Annotated in this window: 28 protein-coding genes and 1 tRNA gene; 17 read left to right on the top strand and 12 right to left on the bottom strand. The window is 59.4% G+C overall.

Annotated elements, in window-relative coordinates; translation table 11 throughout:
• Positions 1–164 precede the first annotated feature (164 nt).
• Positions 165–241, top strand: a tRNA-Val gene (locus tag BFP93_RS06340).
• Between the two features lie 35 nt (positions 242–276).
• Here BFP93_RS06340 and BFP93_RS28810 read toward each other — a convergent pair.
• A complete protein-coding gene (locus tag BFP93_RS28810; RefSeq protein WP_176717552.1) occupies positions 277–750 on the bottom strand; it encodes a hypothetical protein in 474 nt (157 codons plus the stop codon).
• Positions 751–906: 156 nt separating this feature from the next.
• Between BFP93_RS28810 and BFP93_RS06350 the strand changes: the two genes are divergently transcribed.
• The 3 genes from BFP93_RS06350 to pcp are packed head-to-tail and all read left to right on the top strand — an operon-like array spanning position 907 to position 3,204.
• Entirely contained in the window at positions 907–1,620 is a 714-nt protein-coding gene (locus tag BFP93_RS06350) for a DUF969 domain-containing protein (protein ID WP_065892474.1), read from the top strand.
• A complete protein-coding gene (locus BFP93_RS06355; protein ID WP_065892475.1) occupies positions 1,617–2,567 on the top strand; it encodes a DUF979 domain-containing protein in 951 nt (316 codons plus the stop codon). Before BFP93_RS06350 ends, BFP93_RS06355 begins: the two co-directional genes overlap by 4 nt.
• Before the next feature lie 7 nt (positions 2,568–2,574).
• Positions 2,575–3,204, top strand: a complete 630-nt coding sequence (gene pcp / locus BFP93_RS06360; protein WP_065892476.1) for a pyroglutamyl-peptidase I — start codon at positions 2,575–2,577, stop codon at positions 3,202–3,204.
• A 1-nt stretch (position 3,205) separates the two neighbouring features.
• Here the strand turns inward: pcp and BFP93_RS06365 are convergent, their stop codons facing one another.
• Genes BFP93_RS06365 through BFP93_RS28815 form a run of 3 tightly spaced genes read right to left on the bottom strand, consistent with a single transcriptional unit; the run spans position 3,206 to position 5,457 of the window.
• On the bottom strand, positions 3,206–4,603 hold the full coding sequence (locus BFP93_RS06365) for a heavy metal sensor histidine kinase (RefSeq protein ID WP_065892477.1): 1,398 nt from the start codon (positions 4,601–4,603) through the stop codon (positions 3,206–3,208).
• The gene (locus tag BFP93_RS06370; RefSeq protein ID WP_065887152.1) at positions 4,600–5,271 is read right to left on the bottom strand and encodes a heavy metal response regulator transcription factor; all 672 of its coding nucleotides are present in this window, start codon (positions 5,269–5,271) and stop codon (positions 4,600–4,602) included. The genes BFP93_RS06365 and BFP93_RS06370 overlap by 4 nt, the downstream gene beginning before the upstream one ends.
• Positions 5,272–5,313: 42 nt before the next feature.
• The gene (locus BFP93_RS28815; protein WP_158254510.1) at positions 5,314–5,457 is read right to left on the bottom strand and encodes a hypothetical protein; all 144 of its coding nucleotides are present in this window, start codon (positions 5,455–5,457) and stop codon (positions 5,314–5,316) included.
• Positions 5,458–5,557: 100 nt separating this feature from the next.
• Between BFP93_RS28815 and BFP93_RS06375 the strand changes: the two genes are divergently transcribed.
• Positions 5,558–6,253 (top strand): HAD-IA family hydrolase, encoded by a 696-nt coding sequence (locus BFP93_RS06375; RefSeq protein ID WP_065892478.1) that lies wholly within the window; start codon positions 5,558–5,560, stop codon positions 6,251–6,253.
• Here the strand turns inward: BFP93_RS06375 and BFP93_RS06380 are convergent.
• Entirely contained in the window at positions 6,235–6,498 is a 264-nt protein-coding gene (locus BFP93_RS06380) for a hypothetical protein (RefSeq protein ID WP_065887155.1), read from the bottom strand. The two genes, BFP93_RS06375 and BFP93_RS06380, sit on opposite strands and share 19 nt — an antisense overlap.
• Before the next feature lie 205 nt (positions 6,499–6,703).
• Positions 6,704–6,898, bottom strand: a complete 195-nt coding sequence (gene csrA / locus BFP93_RS06385; protein WP_003192511.1) for a carbon storage regulator CsrA — start codon at positions 6,896–6,898, stop codon at positions 6,704–6,706.
• Positions 6,899–7,158: 260 nt separating this feature from the next.
• On the opposite strand from csrA, the gene BFP93_RS06390 reads away from it, so the two are divergent.
• Positions 7,159–7,524, top strand: a complete 366-nt coding sequence (locus BFP93_RS06390; protein WP_065887156.1) for an SPOR domain-containing protein — start codon at positions 7,159–7,161, stop codon at positions 7,522–7,524.
• 31 nt (positions 7,525–7,555) lie between these two features.
• Here BFP93_RS06390 and BFP93_RS06395 read toward each other — a convergent pair whose 3' ends face one another.
• From BFP93_RS06395 to BFP93_RS06405, 3 genes are all read right to left on the bottom strand, one after another.
• Positions 7,556–8,245 (bottom strand): endonuclease, encoded by a 690-nt coding sequence (locus BFP93_RS06395; protein WP_065892479.1) that lies wholly within the window; start codon positions 8,243–8,245, stop codon positions 7,556–7,558.
• A 4-nt stretch (positions 8,246–8,249) separates the two neighbouring features.
• Positions 8,250–8,501: a DUF1654 domain-containing protein gene (locus BFP93_RS06400; RefSeq protein WP_170827563.1), complete on the bottom strand. Its 252-nt coding sequence runs from the start codon at positions 8,499–8,501 to the stop codon at positions 8,250–8,252.
• A 193-nt stretch (positions 8,502–8,694) separates the two neighbouring features.
• Complete coding sequence (locus tag BFP93_RS06405) at positions 8,695–9,783, bottom strand: asparaginase (protein WP_065887159.1); 1,089 nt, start codon at positions 9,781–9,783, stop codon at positions 8,695–8,697.
• 449 nt (positions 9,784–10,232) lie between these two features.
• On the opposite strand from BFP93_RS06405, the gene BFP93_RS06410 reads away from it, so the two are divergent.
• From BFP93_RS06410 to BFP93_RS06440, 7 genes are read left to right on the top strand one after another with little or no spacing between them, the layout of a single operon-like run.
• Positions 10,233–11,192, top strand: coding sequence for a sugar ABC transporter substrate-binding protein (locus BFP93_RS06410; RefSeq protein WP_065892480.1), 960 nt, complete (start codon positions 10,233–10,235; stop codon positions 11,190–11,192).
• Between the two features lie 58 nt (positions 11,193–11,250).
• On the top strand, positions 11,251–12,804 hold the full coding sequence (locus tag BFP93_RS06415; RefSeq protein WP_065892481.1) for a sugar ABC transporter ATP-binding protein: 1,554 nt from the start codon (positions 11,251–11,253) through the stop codon (positions 12,802–12,804).
• Positions 12,801–13,778: an ABC transporter permease gene (locus BFP93_RS06420; RefSeq protein WP_065887162.1), complete on the top strand. Its 978-nt coding sequence runs from the start codon at positions 12,801–12,803 to the stop codon at positions 13,776–13,778. Before BFP93_RS06415 ends, BFP93_RS06420 begins: the two co-directional genes overlap by 4 nt.
• Positions 13,779–13,781: 3 nt before the next feature.
• Positions 13,782–14,804: a LacI family DNA-binding transcriptional regulator gene (locus BFP93_RS06425; protein ID WP_065892482.1), complete on the top strand. Its 1,023-nt coding sequence runs from the start codon at positions 13,782–13,784 to the stop codon at positions 14,802–14,804.
• Between the two features lie 23 nt (positions 14,805–14,827).
• On the top strand, positions 14,828–15,745 hold the full coding sequence (gene rbsK, locus BFP93_RS06430) for a ribokinase (RefSeq protein WP_065892483.1): 918 nt from the start codon (positions 14,828–14,830) through the stop codon (positions 15,743–15,745).
• Positions 15,742–16,146, top strand: a complete 405-nt coding sequence (rbsD, locus tag BFP93_RS06435) for a D-ribose pyranase (RefSeq protein WP_065887170.1) — start codon at positions 15,742–15,744, stop codon at positions 16,144–16,146. The genes rbsK and rbsD overlap by 4 nt, the downstream gene beginning before the upstream one ends.
• 26 nt (positions 16,147–16,172) lie before the next feature.
• The gene (locus BFP93_RS06440) at positions 16,173–17,201 is read left to right on the top strand and encodes a nucleoside hydrolase (RefSeq protein WP_065887172.1); all 1,029 of its coding nucleotides are present in this window, start codon (positions 16,173–16,175) and stop codon (positions 17,199–17,201) included.
• 33 nt (positions 17,202–17,234) lie between these two features.
• Here BFP93_RS06440 and BFP93_RS06445 read toward each other — a convergent pair whose 3' ends face one another.
• On the bottom strand, positions 17,235–17,441 hold the full coding sequence (locus BFP93_RS06445; protein WP_065887173.1) for a hypothetical protein: 207 nt from the start codon (positions 17,439–17,441) through the stop codon (positions 17,235–17,237).
• A 156-nt stretch (positions 17,442–17,597) separates the two neighbouring features.
• Between BFP93_RS06445 and BFP93_RS06450 the strand changes: the two genes are divergently transcribed.
• Both BFP93_RS06450 and BFP93_RS06455 read left to right on the top strand, forming a co-directional pair.
• On the top strand, positions 17,598–17,906 hold the full coding sequence (locus BFP93_RS06450; RefSeq protein WP_065892484.1) for a hypothetical protein: 309 nt from the start codon (positions 17,598–17,600) through the stop codon (positions 17,904–17,906).
• 145 nt (positions 17,907–18,051) lie between these two features.
• The gene (locus BFP93_RS06455; RefSeq protein ID WP_065887177.1) at positions 18,052–18,372 is read left to right on the top strand and encodes an I78 family peptidase inhibitor; all 321 of its coding nucleotides are present in this window, start codon (positions 18,052–18,054) and stop codon (positions 18,370–18,372) included.
• Positions 18,373–18,444: 72 nt separating this feature from the next.
• Here BFP93_RS06455 and BFP93_RS06460 read toward each other — a convergent pair whose 3' ends face one another.
• Both BFP93_RS06460 and BFP93_RS06465 read right to left on the bottom strand, forming a co-directional pair.
• Positions 18,445–18,657, bottom strand: a complete 213-nt coding sequence (locus BFP93_RS06460; protein WP_003234260.1) for a cold-shock protein — start codon at positions 18,655–18,657, stop codon at positions 18,445–18,447.
• A 289-nt stretch (positions 18,658–18,946) separates the two neighbouring features.
• Complete coding sequence (locus BFP93_RS06465; RefSeq protein ID WP_083205615.1) at positions 18,947–19,261, bottom strand: hypothetical protein; 315 nt, start codon at positions 19,259–19,261, stop codon at positions 18,947–18,949.
• A 366-nt stretch (positions 19,262–19,627) separates the two neighbouring features.
• Between BFP93_RS06465 and thrS the strand changes: the two genes are divergently transcribed.
• Both thrS and infC read left to right on the top strand, forming a co-directional pair.
• A complete protein-coding gene (thrS, locus tag BFP93_RS06470) occupies positions 19,628–21,550 on the top strand; it encodes a threonine--tRNA ligase (protein WP_065887180.1) in 1,923 nt (640 codons plus the stop codon).
• A complete protein-coding gene (infC, locus tag BFP93_RS06475) occupies positions 21,550–22,101 on the top strand; it encodes a translation initiation factor IF-3 (RefSeq protein WP_170827566.1) in 552 nt (183 codons plus the stop codon). Before thrS ends, infC begins: the two co-directional genes overlap by 1 nt.
• The last annotated feature ends 58 nt before the right edge of the window (positions 22,102–22,159 follow it).

Below are 22,159 nucleotides of genomic sequence, written 5' to 3' on the forward strand. Positions count from 1 at the left end.
TTTTTTACGAGTGCGGCGATCCTACCTGAGTTGAAAATAGCCTGCCAGCCACCCGTAATTCACGGGCGCCTGACCCGCGAATAAAAAATTCGCATATTCATAGGGTTAGCTGCAAAAAAGATGTTGACACCCCTACGGAATTCCGTAGAATGCCGCCTCACAGCAGGCACGTAGCTCAGTTGGTTAGAGCACCACCTTGACATGGTGGGGGTCGTTGGTTCGAGTCCAATCGCGCCTACCAAACAAAATCCGCTCTGCTGGGCGGTCTGGAAGGGCTCACCGAAAGGTGGGCCCTTTTTTGTTGTCTGGAATTTGATCGTTCCCTCGCTCCGCGTGGGAATGCATCGGGTGACGCTCCGCGTCACCATTGCGCATGTCTGAATTTTGCGCTGAAAGCGGGACGCAGAGCGTCCAGTGAGGCATTCCCACGCAGAGCATGGGAACGATCAGGTCAACAGCGTCTTGCGGCGCTGGTGTCTCGGTCAACAGAAGAGCGTCGCCACCGACAGCAGACAAATGATCTGGACCACCATCTGGCAGCGTATCTCGCCAATTGCTGTCGCCATACTGCTCATCTGACCGGCATACATAGCTGGAGCCCTCATTGTCGACAATAGCGCCCTGGATGCTGCGCAGGCGCATCATCGTTGAGTATAGGGCGAATCCCGAATCCCTCCAGTTACCCAATCGCGCAGTACCAATATCCACAAAATTTATTGGTCTGCAGCAACAGTTTTTCTTGTTGGACACCTCCCGCCTCAAGGCAGCAAAGTTGCCGCCACTGCTCGACCTTCCAGGTCAACAATAAAAAAACCGAGCCGACTGCACGCCACTTTCATGCTGTGAGCCCTTTGCTCACATCCTGCTGTAATGGCGCCGCAGCGCGCACTAAAGGACCTCTTCGCCATGCAAACTGTTGTGAATTTATGGCCGTTGATCGGCGTACTTGTCATCGTGGTCGGCTTTGTATTGCGCTTCAATCCGTTGCTGGTGGTTACCGCCGCCGCTATCGCCACCGGGCTCGCCGCCCAGTTCCCGCTGGAGAAAATTCTCGCCACCATGGGGGATGGTTTCCTCCAGACCCGTGCGCTGCAATTGATCCTGTTATTACCGCTGGCGGTGATTGGCCTGTTGGAGCGACATGGCCTGCGCGTGCATGCACAGAACTGGATCGCCCGTTTCGAGCGCGCGACGGTGGGGCGTCTGCTGATCATCTATCTGTTTGTACGTGAATCCACTGCGGCCATGGGGCTGACCAGCCTGGGTGGGCATCCGCAGATGGTGCGGCCATTGCTCGCGCCGATGGCCGAAGGTGCGGCGGATAAACGCTACGGCAAGCTGCCGGACAAGCTGCGTCACAAGGTATTGGCCATGTGCGCCGCCACCGACAACGTGGGGCTGTTTTTCGGTGAGGACATCTTCGTCGCCTTTGGTGCGATCGCCTTGATGCACACCTTTCTGCTGGGCTCGGGGATCGATGTGGAGCCGCTGCATATTGCGGTGTGGGGCATCCCGACGGCGATCTGTGCCTTTATCATTCATGCCATTCGACTGCATCGATTTGATCGACGGTTGACCCGTGAGATGAGCGCCGCCCCCTCGGTGGAGGCTGCGCAATGATTATTTCCATTCAATACCTGTACTGGCTGGCCGGTGTGCTGTTGCTGATCACCGCGGGCATGATCCTGCTGGATCGCACCCATCCCAAGCGTTGGTCGACGTCGCTGTTCTGGCTGCTGTTTGCCATTCCGTTCCTGGTGGGAGAGCGCCTGCCTTCGGTGGTCATCGGTGGCGGCATCGTGGTGATGGCGTTGATTGCCGGCCTGGGGGGCGTCGGCCGTGGCCAGCATGCGCAATTGCATGACAAGGCGTCCCGCGCCAGTGCCGCTCGCCTGGGTCACAAGCTATTCATACCCGCACTGGCCATTCCGCTGACCACGGTGATTGGCTCGGTATTGCTCAAGCACACCGAAATCGGCGGTGTGCCGCTGCTCGATCCGAAGAACACCACCTTTGTCTCTCTCGGCATCGGCTGCCTGATCGCCCTTGGCCTGGCCTGCTGGCTGACTCGCGATACGCCCGTGCAGGCCTTGCGCGAATCGCGTCGCCTGACCGAAGCCCTGGGCTGGGCCATGGTGCTGCCGCAGATGCTGGCCATGCTCGGGCTGTTGTTCAATGAAGCCGGGGTTGGCACGGCGGTCGCCCACATCACCACCACTTACATCAATCTGGATTTCAAATTGGTGGCGGTAATGGTCTATGTGCTGGGCATGGCGTTGTTTACGGTGATCATGGGCAACGGCTTCGCGGCGTTCCCGGTGATGGCCGGCGGCGTCGGGGTGCCGGTGCTGGTGGGCATCTACGGCGGCAACCCGGCGGTCATGGCCGCGATCGGCATGTTCTCCGGCTACTGCGGTACGCTGATGACACCGATGGCGGCCAACTTCAATATCGTACCGGCAGCATTGCTGGAACTGCCGGACAAGAACGCGGTGATCAAGGCCCAATTGCCCACCGCGTTGATGATGCTGGTGGTCAATATCGTGCTGCTTTATCTGTTGATGTGAGGCCAGGATTAAAACCCTATTGCTGACCGGCTTCGAGCCTTTCGACCACGACGTGGTGAACCCCTCCTGGGAGGCGGTGCGCCTGCTTGAAGGGGTAGAACTGAGTGATGACGTGCGGATCGTCGCGCGCCGATTGCCCTGCGCTTTCGCCACTGCTGCAGAGACCTTGCTTCAGCTGATTGAGGAGCTGCAACCGGCCATGGTCATCGCGACCGGCCTGGGCCCCGGGCGCTGTGATATTTCCATCGAGCGCGTCGCGATCAACGTCAATGATGCGCGCATCCCGGACAACCTGGGCGCCCAGCCGATTGACACGGCGGTGGTGGAGGGTGGCCCGGCCGCTTACTTCTCGACATTGCCGATCAAGAGCATGGTCAGGGCGGTGCGTGAGGCGGGTATTGCGGCCTCCGTTTCGCAGACGGCGGGGACTTTTGTGTGCAATCAGGTGTTTTATCGATTGCAGCATGCGCTGGCAGGTTCTGCGGTGCGCAGTGGGTTTATCCATGTGCCGGGCTTGCCGCAGTTCGGTCAGCCGTCGATGGAATTGCCTGTGTTGGTGGAGGGCTTGCGCCTGACGGTCTTGGCGGCTTGGCAAACCCAGGCGGATATCGTGGAAACAGGTGGTCGGGTGAGCTGATTCAGTCTCGAGCGGGAAAAAACAGCTCGAAAGTGGTGATGCCGTCCTCACTGCTGACCCGATACTGCCCGTTATGCAGTTGCATGATGGTGGCCACGATCGACAGCCCCAGTCCATTGGATTGGGAGGAGCGCTCGCGGGACTCATCCACCCGGTAGAACCGTTCGAACAGCCGCGGCAGATGCTCGGCGGGAATGGTCTCACCCTGGTTGCTGACCCTCACGTTGACGCCCTCGTCGGTTGCAATCGCCTGGACGCTCAGCGCCGAGCCCGGCGCTCCATACTTGATGGCATTGGCGCACAGGTTCGCCAGGGCGCGGCGCAGGAGCATCGGCTCAGCCCAGATCACGCCTTTGCCCTGGACAACGATGTGCATGCCCGCGTCAGCGGCCAACCCTTCGAAATAATCGGCGATGCGCTCCACTTCATCTGCCGCGTCCAGCGCCTGGCGTTGGCGCAACGCGCTGGCCGGGTCGGTGCGCGCCAGGAACAGCATGTTGTCGAGCATCCGCGCCAGGCGTTCAAGCTCCTCGACATTGGACGCCAGCAGTTGCTGGTAGCTGTCGACGCTGCGCTGCTGCTGCAGGGCAACTTGGGTTTCGCCGAGCAGGTTATTGATCGGCGTGCGCAGTTCGTGGGCCATGTCGGTCGAGACCTGGCCCAGTTGCACAAAGCCCTTGGACAAACGCTCAAGCATGGTGTTGAACGACTCGATCATCGGTAGCAGTTCTTTCGGGGCGCCCTCGCTGTCGAGGCGCTCGGCCAGGTTGCCGACGCCGATCCCTTGCGCGTGCCGGGCCAGGCGGCGCAAGGGCAGCAAGCCGCGATGCACCAGCAGGTACCCGGCCAATGCCAGGATGATCGCGGCGATGCTCGCCAGGATATAAACGCTCAGTCGATAGCTGGCGAGTACCGCGGTGCGCTCGGTCATCAGGCGGCCGCTGGTGACTTGCAGGCTGCCCAGGTCACCGGCGTTGATGGTCGCCGCGACCGTCGAGAAGGGAATGCCGTTGAGCCCCGGCAAGTGCTGTACATCGCTCAGCGCCAGTACGTGATTTCCGGGCACCGGCTCTATCGCAGGCAGTTCGATATTGGCCGGGTTCACCAGCAGCAAGGGGGGTTGACCGGGGGCCGCAATGCTCAATACGGATTCACGGTTGCCGAGCATGTTCTGGAACAACTCGGGTTTGGTCTTGATCAGGTCCAGGGTATTGCTGTCGCTGAGCAGGTTGCGCAGTTGATCGACGCGGGAGATCAGCGCGGTGTCGTCGCGGCGGATCAACTCGCGCTCCAGCTCGCGGTACAGGGCCACGCCGAGGGTGGCCAGCAAGGCAAAGGCGAGCAGGGCGAAGATCAACGCCAGGCGCAGGGTCAGCGAGTAATGACGGCTGCGGCTCATGGCTGGGTGTCGAAGCGGTAGCCGATGCCACGCACGCTGTGGATCAACTTGAGTTGGAACGGATCGTCGATTTTCAAGCGCAGGCGCCGCACGGCCACGTCGACCACGTTGGTGTCACTGTCGAAATTCATGTCCCATACCCGCGAGGCAATCAGCGAGCGTGACAGCACCTGGTCCTGGTGGGTGGCGAACAGGTGCAGCAGGGCGAACTCTTTATTGGTCAGGGTAATGCGCGTGCCGGCGCGGGTGACGCGGCGCTTGAGCACGTCGATTTGCAGGTCGGCGATCTGCAGGTGTTCTTCTTCCCGAATCGGGCCGCGCCGGGTCAGGGTGCGCAGGCGCGCGACCAGTTCGGCGAAGGAGAAGGGCTTGATCAGATAATCGTCGGCGCCCAGCTCCAGGCCCTTGATGCGGTCAGCGATATCATCGCGGGCGGTCAGGAACAGCACCGGCGTATCGGCCTCCCGGCGCAGGCGGCGCAGCACTTCCCAGCCATCCATTTTCGGCATCATCACATCGAGCACGATCACGTCGAACGGCGTTTCCAGGGCCTGGTGCAAACCGTCCACGCCATCGCGGGCCAGGCTGACGCTGTAGCCCAGTTCCTGCAAGCCATTGAGCAGATAGTTGCCGGCTTTGGGTTCGTCTTCGACTACGAGGATGTTCATGGGAAATGCCCTGATTCAATGGGTTGCGCCAGTTTAGCCTGATCAATTGTCACTGGCGCAACCGATGCCTTGCACCCGGTAATCCAGCACGTGTTCCCGGTCCTGATGAGCCGCCGGCAGTGAGTCCACAGTAACCAGGCGACCTGAACAGCCAACCAACAGGATGATGACAAGTTCGTCATTCAAGGTTTGGGGCGGGGCGCCTGGCAACGTTTACAAGTGGCGAGGTGAACCGTAGATTGCATGGCATCGATCATTTGCTTGAACGCCTGGGGAAAGCCGCGTCGTGTCCAGCCAAAATCCTGCCGTATTTACCCGGCATTACCGTGCCTTTCTGTTCGATATGGACGGGACCCTGCTCAACTCCATTGCCGCCGCCGAGCGGGTATGGAGCCGTTGGGCCGAACGCCATGGCCTGGATGTGGAGGCGTTCCTGACCACCATCCATGGCGCCCGCGCGATTGATACGATCACGCGCCAGGCGTTGCCGGGCGTAAACGCTCAAGCCGAAGCGGCGTGGATTACCGACGCTGAAGTGAACGATGTCGAGGGCATCGTGGCGATTGGCGGCGCGGTTGATTTCCTCAAACGCTTGCCTGCCGGGCAGTGGGCACTGGTCACGTCTGCGCCCAAGGCCTTGGCCCTGCGTCGAATGGAGGCTGCGGGTATTCCCGTGCCGGCGATAATGGTGACGGCCGAAGATGTCGCCAGCGGCAAGCCTGATCCGGCGTGTTACGTGCTCGGTGCCCAGCGCCTGGGCGTGCCGGTGCAGGATTGCCTGGTGTTCGAGGATGCGACGGTCGGCATTCGAGCCGCAGAAGCGGCGGGAGCGGATGTGATGGTGGTGACCTCGACGCACCTGGCTGCCATAGAGACCGAGCATGCCTGTATCGACGGGTATGAAGGACTGCAAGTGCTGCGAGAAGCCGATGGCCGGCTGGCTGTGCGGGAAGGGGAAGACCGTCAGCGTGTTGCTTTTTGATGCGCGCGATGCGCCTCACGCTGGCATAGCTTGCGCAGGACTGTCTTCTGCATCGGCTTGAGGCAGAACGCAAACAGGTAGGCGCACAGCAGTAATGCCAGGTCCAGCCACGAGTGGTCCGCCGCGTCGACAGCCCCCTGGACTTCCAATCGCAGTCCATACCCGAGCGCCAGGAATACCAGGCCTATCAGCAAGGTGATTGTCCAGGACAGGGAAACCATGGGCTGTGTAACGGTTGGCCTCATCGACGTGCTCCTGAATGCACTCGGACCGCAGGATGACGTGGGATTTGGCTGCGAATGATGCAACAAGTTCCTGGCATCATGGCAGTTTCATCTTGCAGCGCGGGGACATGTACGAGGCGTACAGCGTGGATAAAAAAAGCGAATGGGCCGATCAGGTTTTCGCCAGCCGTTACGGTAAAGCAAAAGGCTGGCTACTGGAGGTGCTTCAAGGCGTCTGGTTTTTGTCCGGCGCAGTGAGGCCGGCCTGGATGCGCTGATAAATTTCCTCGCGATGCACGGCAACATCCTTGGGGGCGTTGATGCCGATTCGTACTTGCTGGCCGCTAACGCCCAGGATGGTGATCGTAATGTCATCACCGATGTTTATGCTTTCACCAACTTTTCGGGTGAGTATAAGCATGGACTTCTCCTTGATTACTTTTAAGGACACATGTTCAGACAGGGCAGGTGTCGGATGTGCGTAGCTTACTGCGAAGCGCTTCCCTGTGACTGCCTCTTTTAGGACGCATAGAGGCGACATTAATTCCCATGGCGGCATCATACAGGTCGCGATACATGATTCGCATTGTTTAAGCCAACGTTTATGACGGCCAGAATAGACAGTGAATGGTAAAGTCGCCTCTTTATCTTCGAAGGAGCAGGGCAGTGCGTAAAGTAGCGATGGCAATTGCAGTGTTGGCATTGGCCGGATGCGGCGAAGGTGAGCCTGTCAATGCCCCCAAGGCCAAGCCCGTCGTGACCGAAAGCCAGCCACAAACCGGTGCGATTGCCGCGCAGGAATGGGATGTATGGGTGGGCCCGCCGGATCACAAGCTGCAGGCGCTCACTGACTTGACCGCCTGGTTGCTGGAGCATGGTTTCAATTTTTACATCGTGAAGGCAGACGGCAAGGACCAGGTGCTGCTTGGCCCGTTTGCCACCAAGGCCGAGGCTGAGGCCAAGCAGACGCTGCTCAACGAAAAGATGGCCCGGGCCAAGAAAACCGACACCGTGTCGGAAGTCATCGAACACAAGGTCGCGCAGTAACGGGTCGGGTGGGCGCCGATTGCGCCCACCCTCAGCCGCAGGCCTTCAGGTTCACCGGGCCGACAAATTCATTGCCTCGGCCCATCACACAGCCCACCGTCTGGTTGCGCTGGCGCTCCCAGGGTTGCACCGGGTAGGTCTTGTTCCAGGCTTCATACAGTTGGCGATCCTGTTTCGACAGGCGCAGGCCGTATTGCTTGCTCATATAAAAATAGGTGCGTGCGATCATCCCGCGAATCGATGGGCGCGGCATGACCTTCTTGGCCTTGAAGTCCACCTGGGTCAGGCATGAACCGTATTGCCCGCTTTGCACCGGCAGCCAGCCGAAGCTGAAGTTGTTACGGTCGCCATTCACCTCGCCGACGCTCGGCACCAGGTTGTGCAGGTCGGCTTCGGCACGCTTGAACACGTCGTCATGGCGCGTGCAGTTTTTACGCCCGCCATTTTGCCAGCACTGGCGCTGATGGCCGATCTGCCAGGCGGGCACAATGTGTTCCCACTCGATGCGCGCGGCGCGGTTGGCGTTCTTGCGCGGGATGTAGCCGCAGGCTTTCAGGTCAATGCGGTTGCCGGCGTATTTGCAGCCGCAATAAAACTCGGTGGATTGGGGGGCGTAGAGCTTCCAGGCGATTTTCTTGGCTTCACTGAAGGTTCGTGGGGCTTGGGCGTTGGCGGTGACAGCAAAAAACAGGCAGCACACAGCGAAAAAACGGACACTCATTCAATCAATCTTCCTTCGGCACAACCCAGAAAATCTGCACGCCGCCGTCATCCCTGTAGGCGAGAGTAACGTTGTCGTTTTCCGCAATTTCTTCAAGCAGGCGCGCCCACTCGTCCTCGGGCTCATCCGGCAGGCGGAAGATCAACGCCGCCTTGGCTTTCTGGGCGTTGGTCGAATTAATGATTTTTTGTACGCGAATGGCCAGGCGCTGGTAGGCGTCAGGCGCTGCGGGTGCTGCGGAGGAGGGCTTTGCCACGGAGTATTCCTTAGTAAGCTGTACGCACATACAGTATTTAACTGTAGGTATTTTCGCAACTGCTTAAATTCAAAGACGTCCGTCTGACAGCGAATTTGGAAATTTGCTGTGATTTGTTGCAATAAGTTTTAGGCGTGAACCTGATGTGGCGAGGAAGCACGCTACCTCGCCACCCTTTCAGGAAGGTCTGGAATCAGTATTCCCAGAATATCCGTTGCAGCTCTTTGCTGTCCTGAGTCTTGGTCAGGGCGACCATTGCCAGGATGCGGGCCTTCTGCGGGTTCAGGTCAAGGGCTGCCACCCAGTCGTATTTATCGTCTGGCTGTTCAGCGTTGCGCAGCACCATGCCACCGGCATTGACGTGCGAAGAGCGGATGATCTGCACGCCTTGTTTACGCAATTCCACCAGCGCCGGAACGACCTTGGACGACACCGAGCCATTGCCGGTGCCGGCATGAATGATGGCTTTGGCGCCGGCTTGGGCCAGGGCTTTGTAGGCCGTGTCGCTCACGTTGCCGTAGCCGTAGGCAATTTCAACGTCAGGCAGGCTCTTGATGGTCTTGATGTCGAATTCCGAATCCAGGGTGTGACGCTTGGCCGGCAGGCGGAACCAGTAGGATTTGCCTTCAACGACCATGCCCAATGGGCCCCACGGGCTCTTGAACGCCTCGGTCTTGATATTGATCATCTTGCTCACGTCGCGACCCGATTGGATCTCGTCGTTCATGGTCACCAGCACGCCTTTGCCGCGTGCGTCCTTGCTACCGGCGACGGCAACGGCGTTATACAGGTTGAGCATGCCGTCCGCCGACATCGCAGTACCCGGGCGCATGGAGCCGACCACCACGATAGGCTTGTCGGTTTTTTCAACCAGGTTAAGGAAGTAGGCGGTTTCTTCGAGGGTATCGGTACCGTGGGTGATCACGATGCCATCCACGTCCTTGCTGTCGGCCAATTCGGCGACGCGGCGACCCAGTTGCAGCAGGTTTTCGTTATTGATGCTTTCCGACGCAATTTGCATCACTTGTTCGCCGCGTACATTGGCGATCTGGCTAAGCTCAGGAACACCGGCGATCAATTGTTCGATGCCGACTTTGGCGGCCTGGTAGGTGGCGCTGTTGGCAGCACTGGCACCCGCACCGGCAATGGTGCCGCCAGTGGCGAGGATTACCACGTTGGCGAGCTTGGTCTTGCTCTCGACTTCTTTCGCTTGAGCGGCGACAGGGAACAGCAGCAGGAGGGCCATCGCCCCAGGAACAAAGGATTTCAATGCAGATTTCATTATTTTTCTCTCTGGTTTTGACGAGTGCGGTAGCAGATGTATCCAGAACACCCGGGCGACTCTGAACGTCCGAGGCGCTGAGAAATAGCAGGATTTGTACCAGGCCAATCATGAAAGAATGGATAAAATAACTTATTGATTTAAAACAACTTAAATTGCTTGTTCGGGCTCCTCTGACACGCTGCTGTCCGGCTTTCCGAACGCATGGGGCATTGATGTTCGGTTGTCCGAAAGCCTTGATGGTAATTACCTGGGGTTCTGTGTGAAATCGTCGCCAGCCCTGTCGTTTCAACCAGCGCCGGAGTGAACGGTATCTTCAGGATGAAAGGTGAGTGCCGACCGTTGACAAATCTCGACAAGGTTCTCATAGTTCTGACAACGCAAACGTTTGCGAGATGTTTCTTCGGCGCGAGCGTTGCTCACAATAATCATAAGATCGGAGTACACCCATGAAGCTGCCATTTGCAGGACGTCTTCTCGCTGTCGCTGTGCTTGCCGCCGCATCCGCTGCCCTGCCTCTCTCTTCTGCATTCGCTGACGACGCTGCCGCCAAACCCAAGGTCGGCCTGGTGATGAAGTCCCTCGCCAACGAATTTTTCGTGACCATGCAAGAGGGCGCCAAGGACTACCAGAAATCCCACGCCGCCGACTTCGACATGATCACCAACGGCATCAAGAACGAAACCGACACCAGCGCGCAGATCGATATCGTCAATCAGATGATCCTGGCCAAGGTCAACGCCATCGTCATCGCACCCGCCGATTCCAAGGCGCTGGTCACCGTGCTGAAGAAAGCCTCGGATGCCGGCATCAAGGTGGTCAATATCGACAACCGTCTGGACCCGGACGTGCTGAAAAGCAAGAAACTCGATATTCCCTTCGTAGGCCCGGACAACCGCAAAGGCTCCAAGCTGGTCGGTGACTACCTGGCCAAGCAACTGGCTGCGGGCGACAAGGTCGGTATCATCGAAGGCGTGCCGACCACCACCAACGCCCAGCAGCGGACCGCAGGCTTCAAGGATGCGATGGATGCGGCAGGCATGAAGATCGTCTCCACTCAATCCGGTAACTGGGAAATCGACCAGGGCCAGAAAGTCGCCTCGGCGATGCTGAGCGAATACCCGGACCTCAAGGCACTTCTGGCCGGTAACGACAACATGGCGCTGGGCGCCGTCTCCGCCGTACGCGCGGCAGGCAAGGCCGGCAAAGTGCTGGTGGTGGGCTACGACAACATCGAAGCCATCAAGCCGATGCTGCAGGACGGTCGCGTGCTCGCAACCGCCGACCAGGCCGCCGCCCAGCAAGCCGTGTTCGGTATCCAGAATGCGCTGAAGCTGGTCAAGGGCGAGAAGGTCGAGGCCACCGATGGTGTGATCGAAACCCCGGTCGAACTCGTCCTCAAGAAGTAATCCCGGCAGTAGCCAACAGCGCCCGCTCGTCCTGAGCGGGCGCCTGGAGATTTTTCCTATGTCATCTTCCGCCCCGAACGCTGTCCTCTCGGTCAGCGGTATCGGCAAGACCTATGCCCAACCGGTTCTGTCCGACGTCACGCTCACGCTCAATCGTGGTGAAGTGTTGGCGCTGACCGGTGAAAACGGCGCAGGCAAAAGTACCTTGTCGAAGATCATCGGCGGGTTGGTCACGCCGACCACCGGCAACATGCAGTTCAATGGTCAGGATTATCAACCCGCCAGCCGCACCCAGGCCGAAGCGCTGGGTGTGCGCATGGTCATGCAGGAACTCAACCTGCTGCCGACGCTGACGGTGGCTGAAAACCTGTTCCTGCATAACCTGCCCAGCCGTGGTGGCTGGATAAGCCGCAAACAGTTGCGCGCGGCCGCGACCGAAGCCATGGCCCAGGTGGGCCTGGATGCAATCGACCCGGACACCCTGGTAGGCAGCCTGGGCATTGGTCATCAGCAAATGGTCGAGATTGCACGCAATCTGATTGGTGACTGCCATGTACTGATTCTCGACGAACCGACGGCGATGCTCACGGCCCGTGAAGTCGAGATGCTGTTCGAACAAATCACCCGCCTGCAGGCCCGGGGCGTGGCGATTATCTATATTTCCCATCGGCTTGAAGAGTTGGCCCGTGTGGCCCAGCGCATTGCCGTATTGCGCGACGGCAAGCTGGTCTGTGTCGAGCCGATGGCCAATTACAACAGTGAACAACTGGTGACCCTGATGGTAGGGCGCGAGTTGGGCGAGCACATCGACCTGGGCCCGCGCACTATCGGCGAACCGGCCTTGACGGTCAAAGGCCTGACGCGCGCGGACAAGGTCCGCGACGTGTCCTTCCAGGTGCGCGCCGGTGAAATCTACGGTATTTCCGGCCTGATCGGCGCCGGTCGTACCGAGTTGCTGCGCCTGATTTTTGGTGCCGACCCAGCCGACAGCGGCACGGTGGCGCTGGGGCCGCAGGCCAACGTGGTCAGCATTCGCTCGCCGGTCGACGCGGTCGCCCATGGCATTGCCCTGATCACCGAAGACCGCAAGGGTGAGGGCCTGCTGCTGACCCAGTCCATCAGCGCCAACATCGCCTTGGGCAACATGCCGGAAATTTCTGCGGGCGGGCTGGTCAACAGTCGCGATGAAACCGCCCTGGCCAAGCGCCAGATCGACGCCATGCGCATCCGCAGTTCCAGCCCGGCGCAATTGGTCTCCGAGCTTTCGGGCGGTAACCAGCAGAAGGTGGTGATTGGCCGCTGGCTGGAGCGCGATTGTTCGGTGATGCTGTTCGATGAGCCTACGCGTGGCATCGACGTCGGTGCCAAGTTCGACATTTATGCCTTGCTCGGCGAGTTGACGCGCCAGGGCAAAGCGCTGGTGGTGGTCTCCAGCGATCTGCGCGAGCTGATGCTGATCTGCGACCGCATCGGCGTATTGTCCGCCGGACGCCTGATCGAGACATTCGAGCGCGACCGCTGGACCCAGGACGAATTGCTCGCCGCCGCCTTTGCCGGCTATCACAAACGTGACGCGCTGCTCAACGATGCAGCGCCTAGGAATACCCCATGAAAACAACCACTTCCCCCGGTAAAGCGGGCGGCAACTTCTACGGCCTGGGCACCTACCTGGGCCTGGCGGGCGCGTTGCTGGCGATGATTGCGCTGTTCTCGGTGCTCAGCGATCACTTCCTGTCCTACGACACATTCAGCACCCTGGCCAACCAGATTCCGGACCTGATGGTGCTGGCGGTGGGCATGACCTTCATCCTGATCATCGGCGGCATCGACCTCTCGGTAGGCTCGGTACTGGCATTGGCGGCGTCGGCGGTCAGCGTGGCGATTCTCAGCTGGGGCTGGAGTGTATTGCCGGCCGCCGTGCTGGGCATGGGCTGCGCCGCATTGGCCGGCACGCTTACCGGTTCCATCACCGTGGCGTGGCGTATTCCGTCCTTTATCGTGTCCCTTGGCGTGCTGGAGATGGCCCGGGGCGTGGCTTACCAGATGACCGGCTCGCGCACCGCTTATATCGGTGACTCGTTTGCCTGGCTGTCCAATCCAATCGCGTTCGGGATTTCGCCGTCGTTCATCATTGCGTTGCTGGTGATCATCGCCGCCCAGCTGGTGCTGACCCGCACTGTGTTCGGTCGTTACCTGATCGGTATCGGTACCAACGAAGAAGCGGTGCGCCTGGCCGGCATCAACCCCAAGCCCTATAAAATCCTGGTGTTCAGCCTGATGGGCCTGCTCGCCGGCGTGGCCGCGCTGTTCCAGATCTCGCGCCTGGAAGCGGCGGACCCGAATGCCGGCTCGGGCCTTGAGTTGCAAGTGATTGCCGCCGTGGTGATCGGCGGTACCAGCCTGATGGGCGGGCGCGGCTCGGTCATCAGCACGTTCTTTGGTGTGCTGATTATTTCGGTACTGGCGGCGGGCCTGGCGCAGATCGGCGCGACGGAACCCACCAAACGCATCATTACCGGTGCCGTGATCGTGATCGCCGTGGTCCTCGATACGTACCGCAGCCAGCGCGCCAGTCGGCGGGGCTGAGCCATGGCAACGATCAAGGATGTGGCGGCGCTGGCGGGCATTTCCTACACCACGGTGTCCCATGTGGTGAACAAGACGCGCCCGGTCAGCGAACCGGTGCGCGTCAAGGTCGAGGCGGCGATCAAGCAGTTGGACTATGTGCCCAGTGCGGTAGCGCGCTCGCTCAAGGCCAAGACCACGGCGACGATCGGGCTGCTGGTGCCCAACAGCCTCAACCCGTACTTCGCGGAGTTGGCCCGGGGCATCGAGGATTACTGCGAGCGCAATGGCTATTGCGTGATCCTCTGCAACTCCGACGACAACGCCGAAAAGCAGCGCAGCTATTTGCGTGTGCTGCTGGAGAAGCGCGTCGACGGCTTGATCGTGACCTCGGTGGGCGGCGATGACAGCGGCCTTGCCGCTGGCTTGAGCGCGGTGCGCACGCCCATGGTGATCGTCGACCGGGCGCTGGACGGTATCGACGTCGACCTGGTGCGCATCGATCATGAAGAGGGTGCCTACCTGGCGACCCGGCACTTGCTTGAATTGGGCCATCGTGACATTGCCTGCATCGCCGGCCCTGCCCATACGCGCGTGGCGCAAATGCGCCTGGCAGGCTATCGCCGTGCGCTGCGCGAGGCGGGCGTTGAAGCAGTCGCCGAGCGCATCCGCGAAAGTGATTTCACCAGCACCGGCGGTTATGCCGCCGCCGTGCAACTGCTTGCGCAGCAACCGCCCAGTGCGATTTTTGCCTGCAACGACATGATCGGTTTTGGCGTGCTTCGCGCCGCGGCAGAGCGCAATATTCGCGTGCCGGGCGAGCTGTCGGTGATAGGTTTCGATGACATTCAAATGGGCCGCTATGTCTATCCTGCGTTGACCACGGTCGGGCAGTCGATCGTACAGCTGGGTGAGACAGCGGCCGAATTATTACTGCGACGTATAGCGACACCCCAACTGCCGGTCGATCAACGCATCGTGACGCCAAGCATTGTCTTGCGTGAATCGACGGCGCCGTTGGCGGGTGTGTTTGCCCAATACCGCTGAACCGAATTGATGAGTACTGATGTATGCCAGCGAACGTAGTGGTAGTAGGCAGTTTGAACATGGATCTGGTCACCCGCGCCAGTCGCTTGCCGCGAGCCGGTGAAACGCTGATCGGCCAGACGTTTTCCACCGTCCCCGGTGGCAAGGGCGCCAATCAGGCCGTCGCCCTGGCGCGCCTGGGGGCGGATGTGGCCATGATCGGGTGTGTCGGCAGCGATGCCTATGGCGGCCAATTGCGCGATGCGCTGCTGGTCGAAGGTGTCGACTGTCAGGCTGTCAGCACCGTGGACGGCTCCAGTGGGGTTGCGCTGATCGTGGTGGATGACAGCAGCCAGAACGCGATTGTGATTGTGGCGGGCAGTAACGGTCAGTTGACGCCCCAGTCGTTGACGGCCTGCGATGCGGTGTTGCAGGCTGCCGACGTGATCATTTGCCAGCTTGAAGTGCCGATGGACACCGTCGGGCATGCGCTCAAGCGCGGCCGCGAGCTGGGCAAGACGGTGATCCTCAACCCGGCGCCGGCCAGTGGGCCCTTGCCGGCCGAGTGGTATGCCTCGATCGACTACCTGATTCCCAACGAAAGTGAAGCCAGCGCCTTGAGCGGTGTTGCGGTCGATTCGCTCGACAGCGCCAAGCTCGCCGCGACAGCGTTGATCAAGGCGGGCGCCGGTAAAGTCATCATCACCCTCGGTGCTCAGGGCGCACTGTTTACTGATGGCAACAGCTTCGAGCACTTGGTCGCGCCCAAGGTCCGGGCGGTGGACACCACGGCTGCCGGCGATACCTTCGTGGGTGGCTTTGCCGCGGCGCTGGCTGCGGGCAAGAGCGAAGCCGAGGCCATCCGTTTTGGCCAGGTCGCGGCCGCGTTGTCGGTGACCCGTGCCGGCGCCCAGCCTTCCATTCCTACGCTGCACGACGTACAAGGTTTTGTGCCCTCATGAAAAAGACACCTCTGCTCAATATCGCCCTGTCCCGCGTAATCGCATCACTGGGGCACGGCGACATCCTGGTCATCGGGGATGCCGGCCTGCCGGTGCCGCCCGGCGTCGAATTGATCGACCTGGCGCTGACCCAGGGCATTCCGGATTTCATCAGCACCCTGCGCGTGGTGCTCAGCGAAATGCAGGTGGAAAGCCACGTGCTGGCTGAAGAAATCCTGCTCAAGCAGCCTGCGGCGCTGGTCGAGCTCAATGCGCTGGCCGATCAGGCTGCGCTGGGCGAGCGACGCCTGCTCAGTCATGAAGCGTTCAAGCAATTGAGTGGCAGTGCGCGCGCGGTCGTGCGCACCGGCGAATGTCAGCCTTACTGCAATATCGCGCTGGTATCCGGCGTAACCTTCTAGAGTCCCCCTACGACAAGGAGTGTTTTATGCAACGTGGTCTTCCCTCCCTGAAAAACCTGTTCCGGAGTGTTTTGCTTTTGTCCGCACTCACAGCTGCAAGCGCCCAGGCGGCGGAAAAAATCGACCTGATCATCGATACCGACCCCGGTGCCGACGATGTGGTTGCCTTGCTGTTCGCCATGGCTTCTCCGGAGGAACTGAACATTCGCGCACTGACGACAGTGGCCGGCAACGTGCGCCTGGACAAAACCTCCCGCAACGCCCGCCTGGCGCGCGAGTGGGCAGCACGCGAAGACATCCCGGTCTACGCGGGGGCTCCAGCGCCGCTGCTGCGCAAGCCGATCTATGCCGAGAATATCCATGGCAAGGAAGGTATCTCCGGCGTCACCGTGCATGAGCCGAAACAAGGCCTGGCTGATGGCAATGCGGTGGATTACCTGATCAAGACCCTGACCACCGCCAAACCCCACAGCATCACCATCGCCATGCTCGGTCCGCAGACCAACCTGGCCCTGGCATTGACCCAGGCGCCGGAAATCACCCAGGGCATCAAGGAAGTGGTGGTAATGGGTGGCGCGCACTTCAATGGCGGCAACATTACGCCGGTGGCCGAGTTCAACCTTTTCGCCGACCCGGTGGCTGCGGAAATTGTGCTTAAAAGTGGCGTGAAGTTGACCTACCTGCCGCTGGACGTCACCCATAAGGTGCTGACCAGCGAAGCGCGCCTGAAGAAGATCGCAGACCTGAACAACAACGCGAGCAAGGTCGTCAGCAATATCCTTAACGAGTACGTCAAGGGCGACATGGAGCACTACGGCATTCCAGGCGGCCCGGTGCATGACGCCACAGTGGTCGCCTACCTGCTCAAGCCATCGCTGTTCACTGGTCGCCAGGTCAACGTGGTCGTCGACAGCCGGGAAGGCCCGACCTTCGGCCAGACCATCGTTGATTGGTACGACGGCTTGAAGCAGGAGAAGAATGCGTTTTGGGTCGAGAACGGCGATGCCCAGGGCTTCTTCGATCTGCTGACCGAGCGCCTGGCACGTTTGAAGTAAACCGCTTGCCGGTCGGCGTTCGCCGACCGGTTCCTACTCGCGCGCCTGTGCACCCTCGTAATCGGTCGGGTATTTCTCGAATACCTGGCCGATGAAGGCGTGTGCGCCCTGGGTGCCGAGCTCCTTGACCAGCAGGTCGATCCCAATGATCGCCAACTCCTCCGCACTGCCGGGACTGTAGGAGCTTTGCCCCTGGGGCCATTTGGCTTTGATATCGGCTTGGAGCGTTACGGTGGTCATGGGAAATCTCGCGGGCTTTAGGTACTGGGCGATGCGCTGGCGTGCGGCTTGAGCGGGCGCAGTTAAGCATTTTACGCGGGGTTTGGCACTGCTACTTAGGCATGAGGGGAGGGGTGTGCGACACTGTCGGCCTGTTTATTGGCCGGGAAACACCGCGTGCAGATCGATTTGAATAAGCCTGAGAGTCTTACGCTGGCAGCTGTGCGCCAACTGATTGCCAGTGCCAGTGACGATGAACATGCCCAGCTTCGGGTCACCAGGGCCGGTATTGCCTACATCTCTTCAGGAAAGGTTGTAGGCGGCGTAGATATCGACGGGCTGCTGTTTCGCTTGGAGACCTGGGCGAAGGGGTCGGGGTATGTAGGCAATGTGGCTGCCAGTGACGAGGTCTGGGTGACGCAGATTTTCAACGCGCTGAAGCAGAACTGGCCAGCGCCGTCGTCCGACTACATCGATATCTACTGAGCATGTTCATATCTGGTCACGATTGACTGGACGCTTGCCTGGCATGACTCAGGCAGACTTGCGGGTGAGGCGTTAACGTCTTGAAACCAATCGGTTGCATTGCTGTCGCACGATCTCTGTTCACTTTTTTATCATAGGAGGCTTCATGCCTTGGAAGCTCGCATCATTCGGTACTTTGTTGGCGGCGCTCGCGTTGGCGGGTTGCAGCACCCCGGGTGCCTCTGAGCCAGGCAAGGATGCCGGCGTGACCGACGCCGGTCATAGCCGCTGTGAGTCGAAGGCCGCCGAGTACACGATCGGCCAGAAAGCCTCGCCTCAACTGTTGGAGCAGGCGCGTACCCGTGCCGGTGCCCAGAATGCACGCATCCTCAAGCCCAACGACATGATCACGTTGGAATATCGCTCCGATCGCTTGAACCTGAACACCGACGATAATCTGGTGATCACACGGGTCAATTGCGGCTGATAGCCTGCGGCTTTTGCAGCGCCCATAAAAAACCCCGTCACATGGACGGGGTTTTTTTTAGCTCAGCGGAGATTACTCGCCGCGAACCTGTGCAGCTTGCATACCCTTTTGGCCTTTCTCAGCCACGAAGGAAACGGTTTGGCCTTCTTTCAGGCTTTTGAAACCGTCGCTTTCGATAGCTTTGAAGTGTACGAACAGGTCGTCACCGCCACCTTGAGGAGTGATGAAGCCGAAGCCTTTTTCATCGTTGAACCATTTAACGGTGCCGGTTTGGCGATTAGACATGGTGTATCTCCAAGAAACATATATTTTCAGTAGTGCTGTGCTGCTCAGGCCAACTGGGCACACAGGGCTATCATAGTCGAAATGTTCGGCTTGGGAGCCCCCCCAAGGCATTGTTTGCTAATCAATCGCGTTGCGTTTAGTCGAGTATCCGGCGCAAAGCCCCGTTCTACGGGGCTTTGCGGCGAAATATCAGCTGTTAAAAAAAGCCGTAAAAGCTACGTAATTTGTGAGAAATAGCAGTTTTCAGGCTGTTTTTTTGGCAAAACGGACGTCTGATCAGCAGACGTTCTTACTTTTTCTTGACGACTTTGCAGGACGAAATAGCCGCGACTGCCTTGTTCTTCAGCTCCGGGCTGGCGTTCTGGTTGGTCATCAATTCCTTGATTTCCGCGGTGCTCAATTCGGCGTTGATCTTGTTGGCGCCACATTCGCAATGATCTTTGGCGGTTTTGGCGTCCACGTTCTGGCTGGCCGCAGCGCTGCAGTCTTTGACGAACGCGTCACGGGCGCCGTCTGGCCAGTTCGATGGCGCCGCGGCTTGCGCGCCGAGCGAAATGAATGCCAGGGAAGCGGCGAGGGCGAGGGTCGAGGTAAAACGCATCATGGGATGCTCCTTTGGGTCGAGGACGAACGGCGATTCTCGGGGTGTTTGAGGCGCGACGTACAGCTCAAGTTCACTTTTGCGGCCCTAAAGCATGGAATTTGCCTTTACCCCGGTCGTGGCGGCGCGATGACCGTTCATCTGTGCTAGCATCGTGGGCTTGGCTTTTTCCAGGCGTGCCATTTGCCGCCTTGCCAGGGCTCTTTTTTGTTCACTCCAGTCACTCTGGTTCGATTATCGGTTGGCCGAAAGGCTCCTGCCGCTGTAAGGCAGGCGTTCAGCATTGAACGGCCTGGTGTTGGATCTTGTACTGGCTCATCCCAACCCACGTGACCTTTGGTAGGGGTCACCACTAGGAGAGGAGGCGCCATGCCAACTATTACTCTACCCGACGGCAGTCAACGTTCATTCGATCATCCGGTTTCCGTAGCCGAGGTCGCCGCATCCATTGGTGCCGGCCTTGCCAAGGCCACCGTGGCCGGCAAGGTTGACGGCAAGCTGGTCGATGCCAGTGACCTGATCACCTCCGATGCCAGCCTGCAGATCATCACGCCCAAGGATCAAGAGGGGCTCGAGATTATTCGCCACTCTTGCGCGCACCTGATCGGCCATGCGGTCAAGCAGCTGTACCCAACCGCCAGGATGGTGATCGGTCCGGTAATCGAAGAAGGCTTCTATTACGACATCGCCTATGAGCGTCCTTTCACTCCGGACGACCTGGCCGCCATCGAGCAGCGCATGCACGCGCTGATCGAAAAAGATTACGACGTGATCAAAAAGGTCACCCCGCGCGCCGAAGTGATCGACGTGTTTACCGCCCGTGGCGAAGACTACAAGCTGCGCCTGGTGGAAGACATGCCGGACGAGCAGGCCATGGGTCTGTACTACCACGAAGAATACGTGGACATGTGCCGTGGCCCGCACGTGCCGAACACGCGCTTTCTCAAGTCGTTCAAGCTGACCAAGTTGTCCGGCGCGTACTGGCGCGGCGACGCGAAGAACGAGCAACTGCAACGTATCTACGGCACCGCCTGGGCCGACAAGAAGCAGCTGGCCGCCTATATCCAGCGCATCGAAGAAGCCGAGAAACGCGACCACCGCAAGATCGGCAAGCGCCTGAACCTGTTCCATCTCCAGGAAGAAGCGCCGGGCATGGTGTTCTGGCATCCGAACGGTTGGACCCTGTACCAGGTGCTCGAGCAGTATATGCGCAAGGTTCAGCGCGAAAATGGCTACCTCGAGATCAAGACCCCGCAGGTCGTTGATCGCAGCCTGTGGGAGAAATCCGGGCACTGGGCCAACTACGCCGACAACATGTTCACCACCCAGTCGGAAAACCGCGACTACGCCATCAAGCCGATGAACTGCCCTTGCCACGTGCAGGTGTTCAATCAAGGCCTGAAGAGCTACCGCGAGTTGCCGATGCGCCTGGCCGAGTTCGGTGCCTGCCACCGCAACGAGCCATCGGGTGCGCTGCACGGCATCATGCGTGTTCGCGGCTTTACCCAGGACGACGCCCATATCTTCTGCACCGAAGAGCAGATGCAGGCTGAATCGGCCGCGTTCATCAAGCTGACCATGGACGTTTACCGCGATTTCGGCTTTACCGAAGTCGAGATGAAGCTGTCCACTCGTCCGGAAAAACGCGTCGGCTCCGACGAACTCTGGGATCGCGCCGAAGCTGCACTGGCCGCAGCACTCGACAGCGCGGGCCTTGCGTACGACCTGCAGCCGGGTGAGGGCGCGTTCTACGGTCCCAAGATCGAGTTCTCGCTGAAAGATTGCCTTGGCCGTGTCTGGCAGTGTGGTACCCTGCAGCTCGATTTTAACCTGCCGATCCGTCTGGGAGCCGAATACGTCTCCGAAGACAACAGCCGTAAACACCCGGTTATGCTGCACCGGGCGATCCTTGGCTCGTTCGAACGGTTCGTCGGCATCCTGATCGAGCACTACGAGGGCGCGTTCCCGGCGTGGCTGGCTCCGACCCAGGCAGTGATCATGAATATCACTGATAAACAGGCAGATTTTGCCGCTGAAGTTGAAAAAACACTCAACGAAAGCGGATTTCGTGCCAAGTCCGACTTGAGAAATGAAAAGATCGGCTTTAAAATCCGTGAGCATACTTTGCTCAAGGTTCCCTATCTTTTGGTTATCGGAGATCGGGAAGTCGAGATGCAGACTGTCGCTGTGCGTACTCGTGAAGGTGCTGACCTGGGCTCGATGCCCGTCGCCCAGTTCGCTGAGTTCCTCGCGCAAGCGGTTTCCCGGCGTGGTCGCCCAGATTCGGAGTAATTACTATTAAGCGTGAAATGAGACAAGATAAACGAGCTGCACCGAAAGCCCCGATCAACGAGAATATCTCGGCACGCGAGGTTCGGTTAATTGGGGCTGAAGGTGAGCAGCTTGGGATTGTGTCAATTGAAGACGCGCTTCTTAAGGCTGAAGAAGCCAAGCTCGATTTGGTGGAAATTTCCGCCGATGCTGTACCACCTGTCTGCAAGCTGATGGACTACGGCAAATCGATCTTCGAGAAGAAGAAGCAGGTTGCCGCAGCCAAGAAAAACCAGAAGCAGATCCAGGTTAAAGAAATCAAGTTTCGTCCAGGGACGGAGGAAGGGGATTACCAGGTAAAACTGCGCAACCTGGTACGTTTCCTGAGTGATGGGGACAGGGCCAAGGTATCCTTGCGATTCCGCGGCCGTGAGATGGCCCACCAGGAGCTGGGGATGGAACTCCTCAAGCGGGTTGAAGCTGACCTGCTCGAGTACGGTTCGGTCGAACAGCATCCTAAGATGGAAGGACGCCAGCTGATCATGGTCATCGCCCCGAAAAAGAAGAAGTAATCAACAGGGCACGGCAGGCCTTCTGATTATGTTTATCAACTGAATGCGGAGTACCGAA

The organism is Pseudomonas sp. 44 R 15, assembly GCF_900004965.1.
Taxonomy (GTDB): Bacteria; Pseudomonadota; Gammaproteobacteria; order Pseudomonadales; family Pseudomonadaceae; genus Aquipseudomonas; species Aquipseudomonas orientalis_A.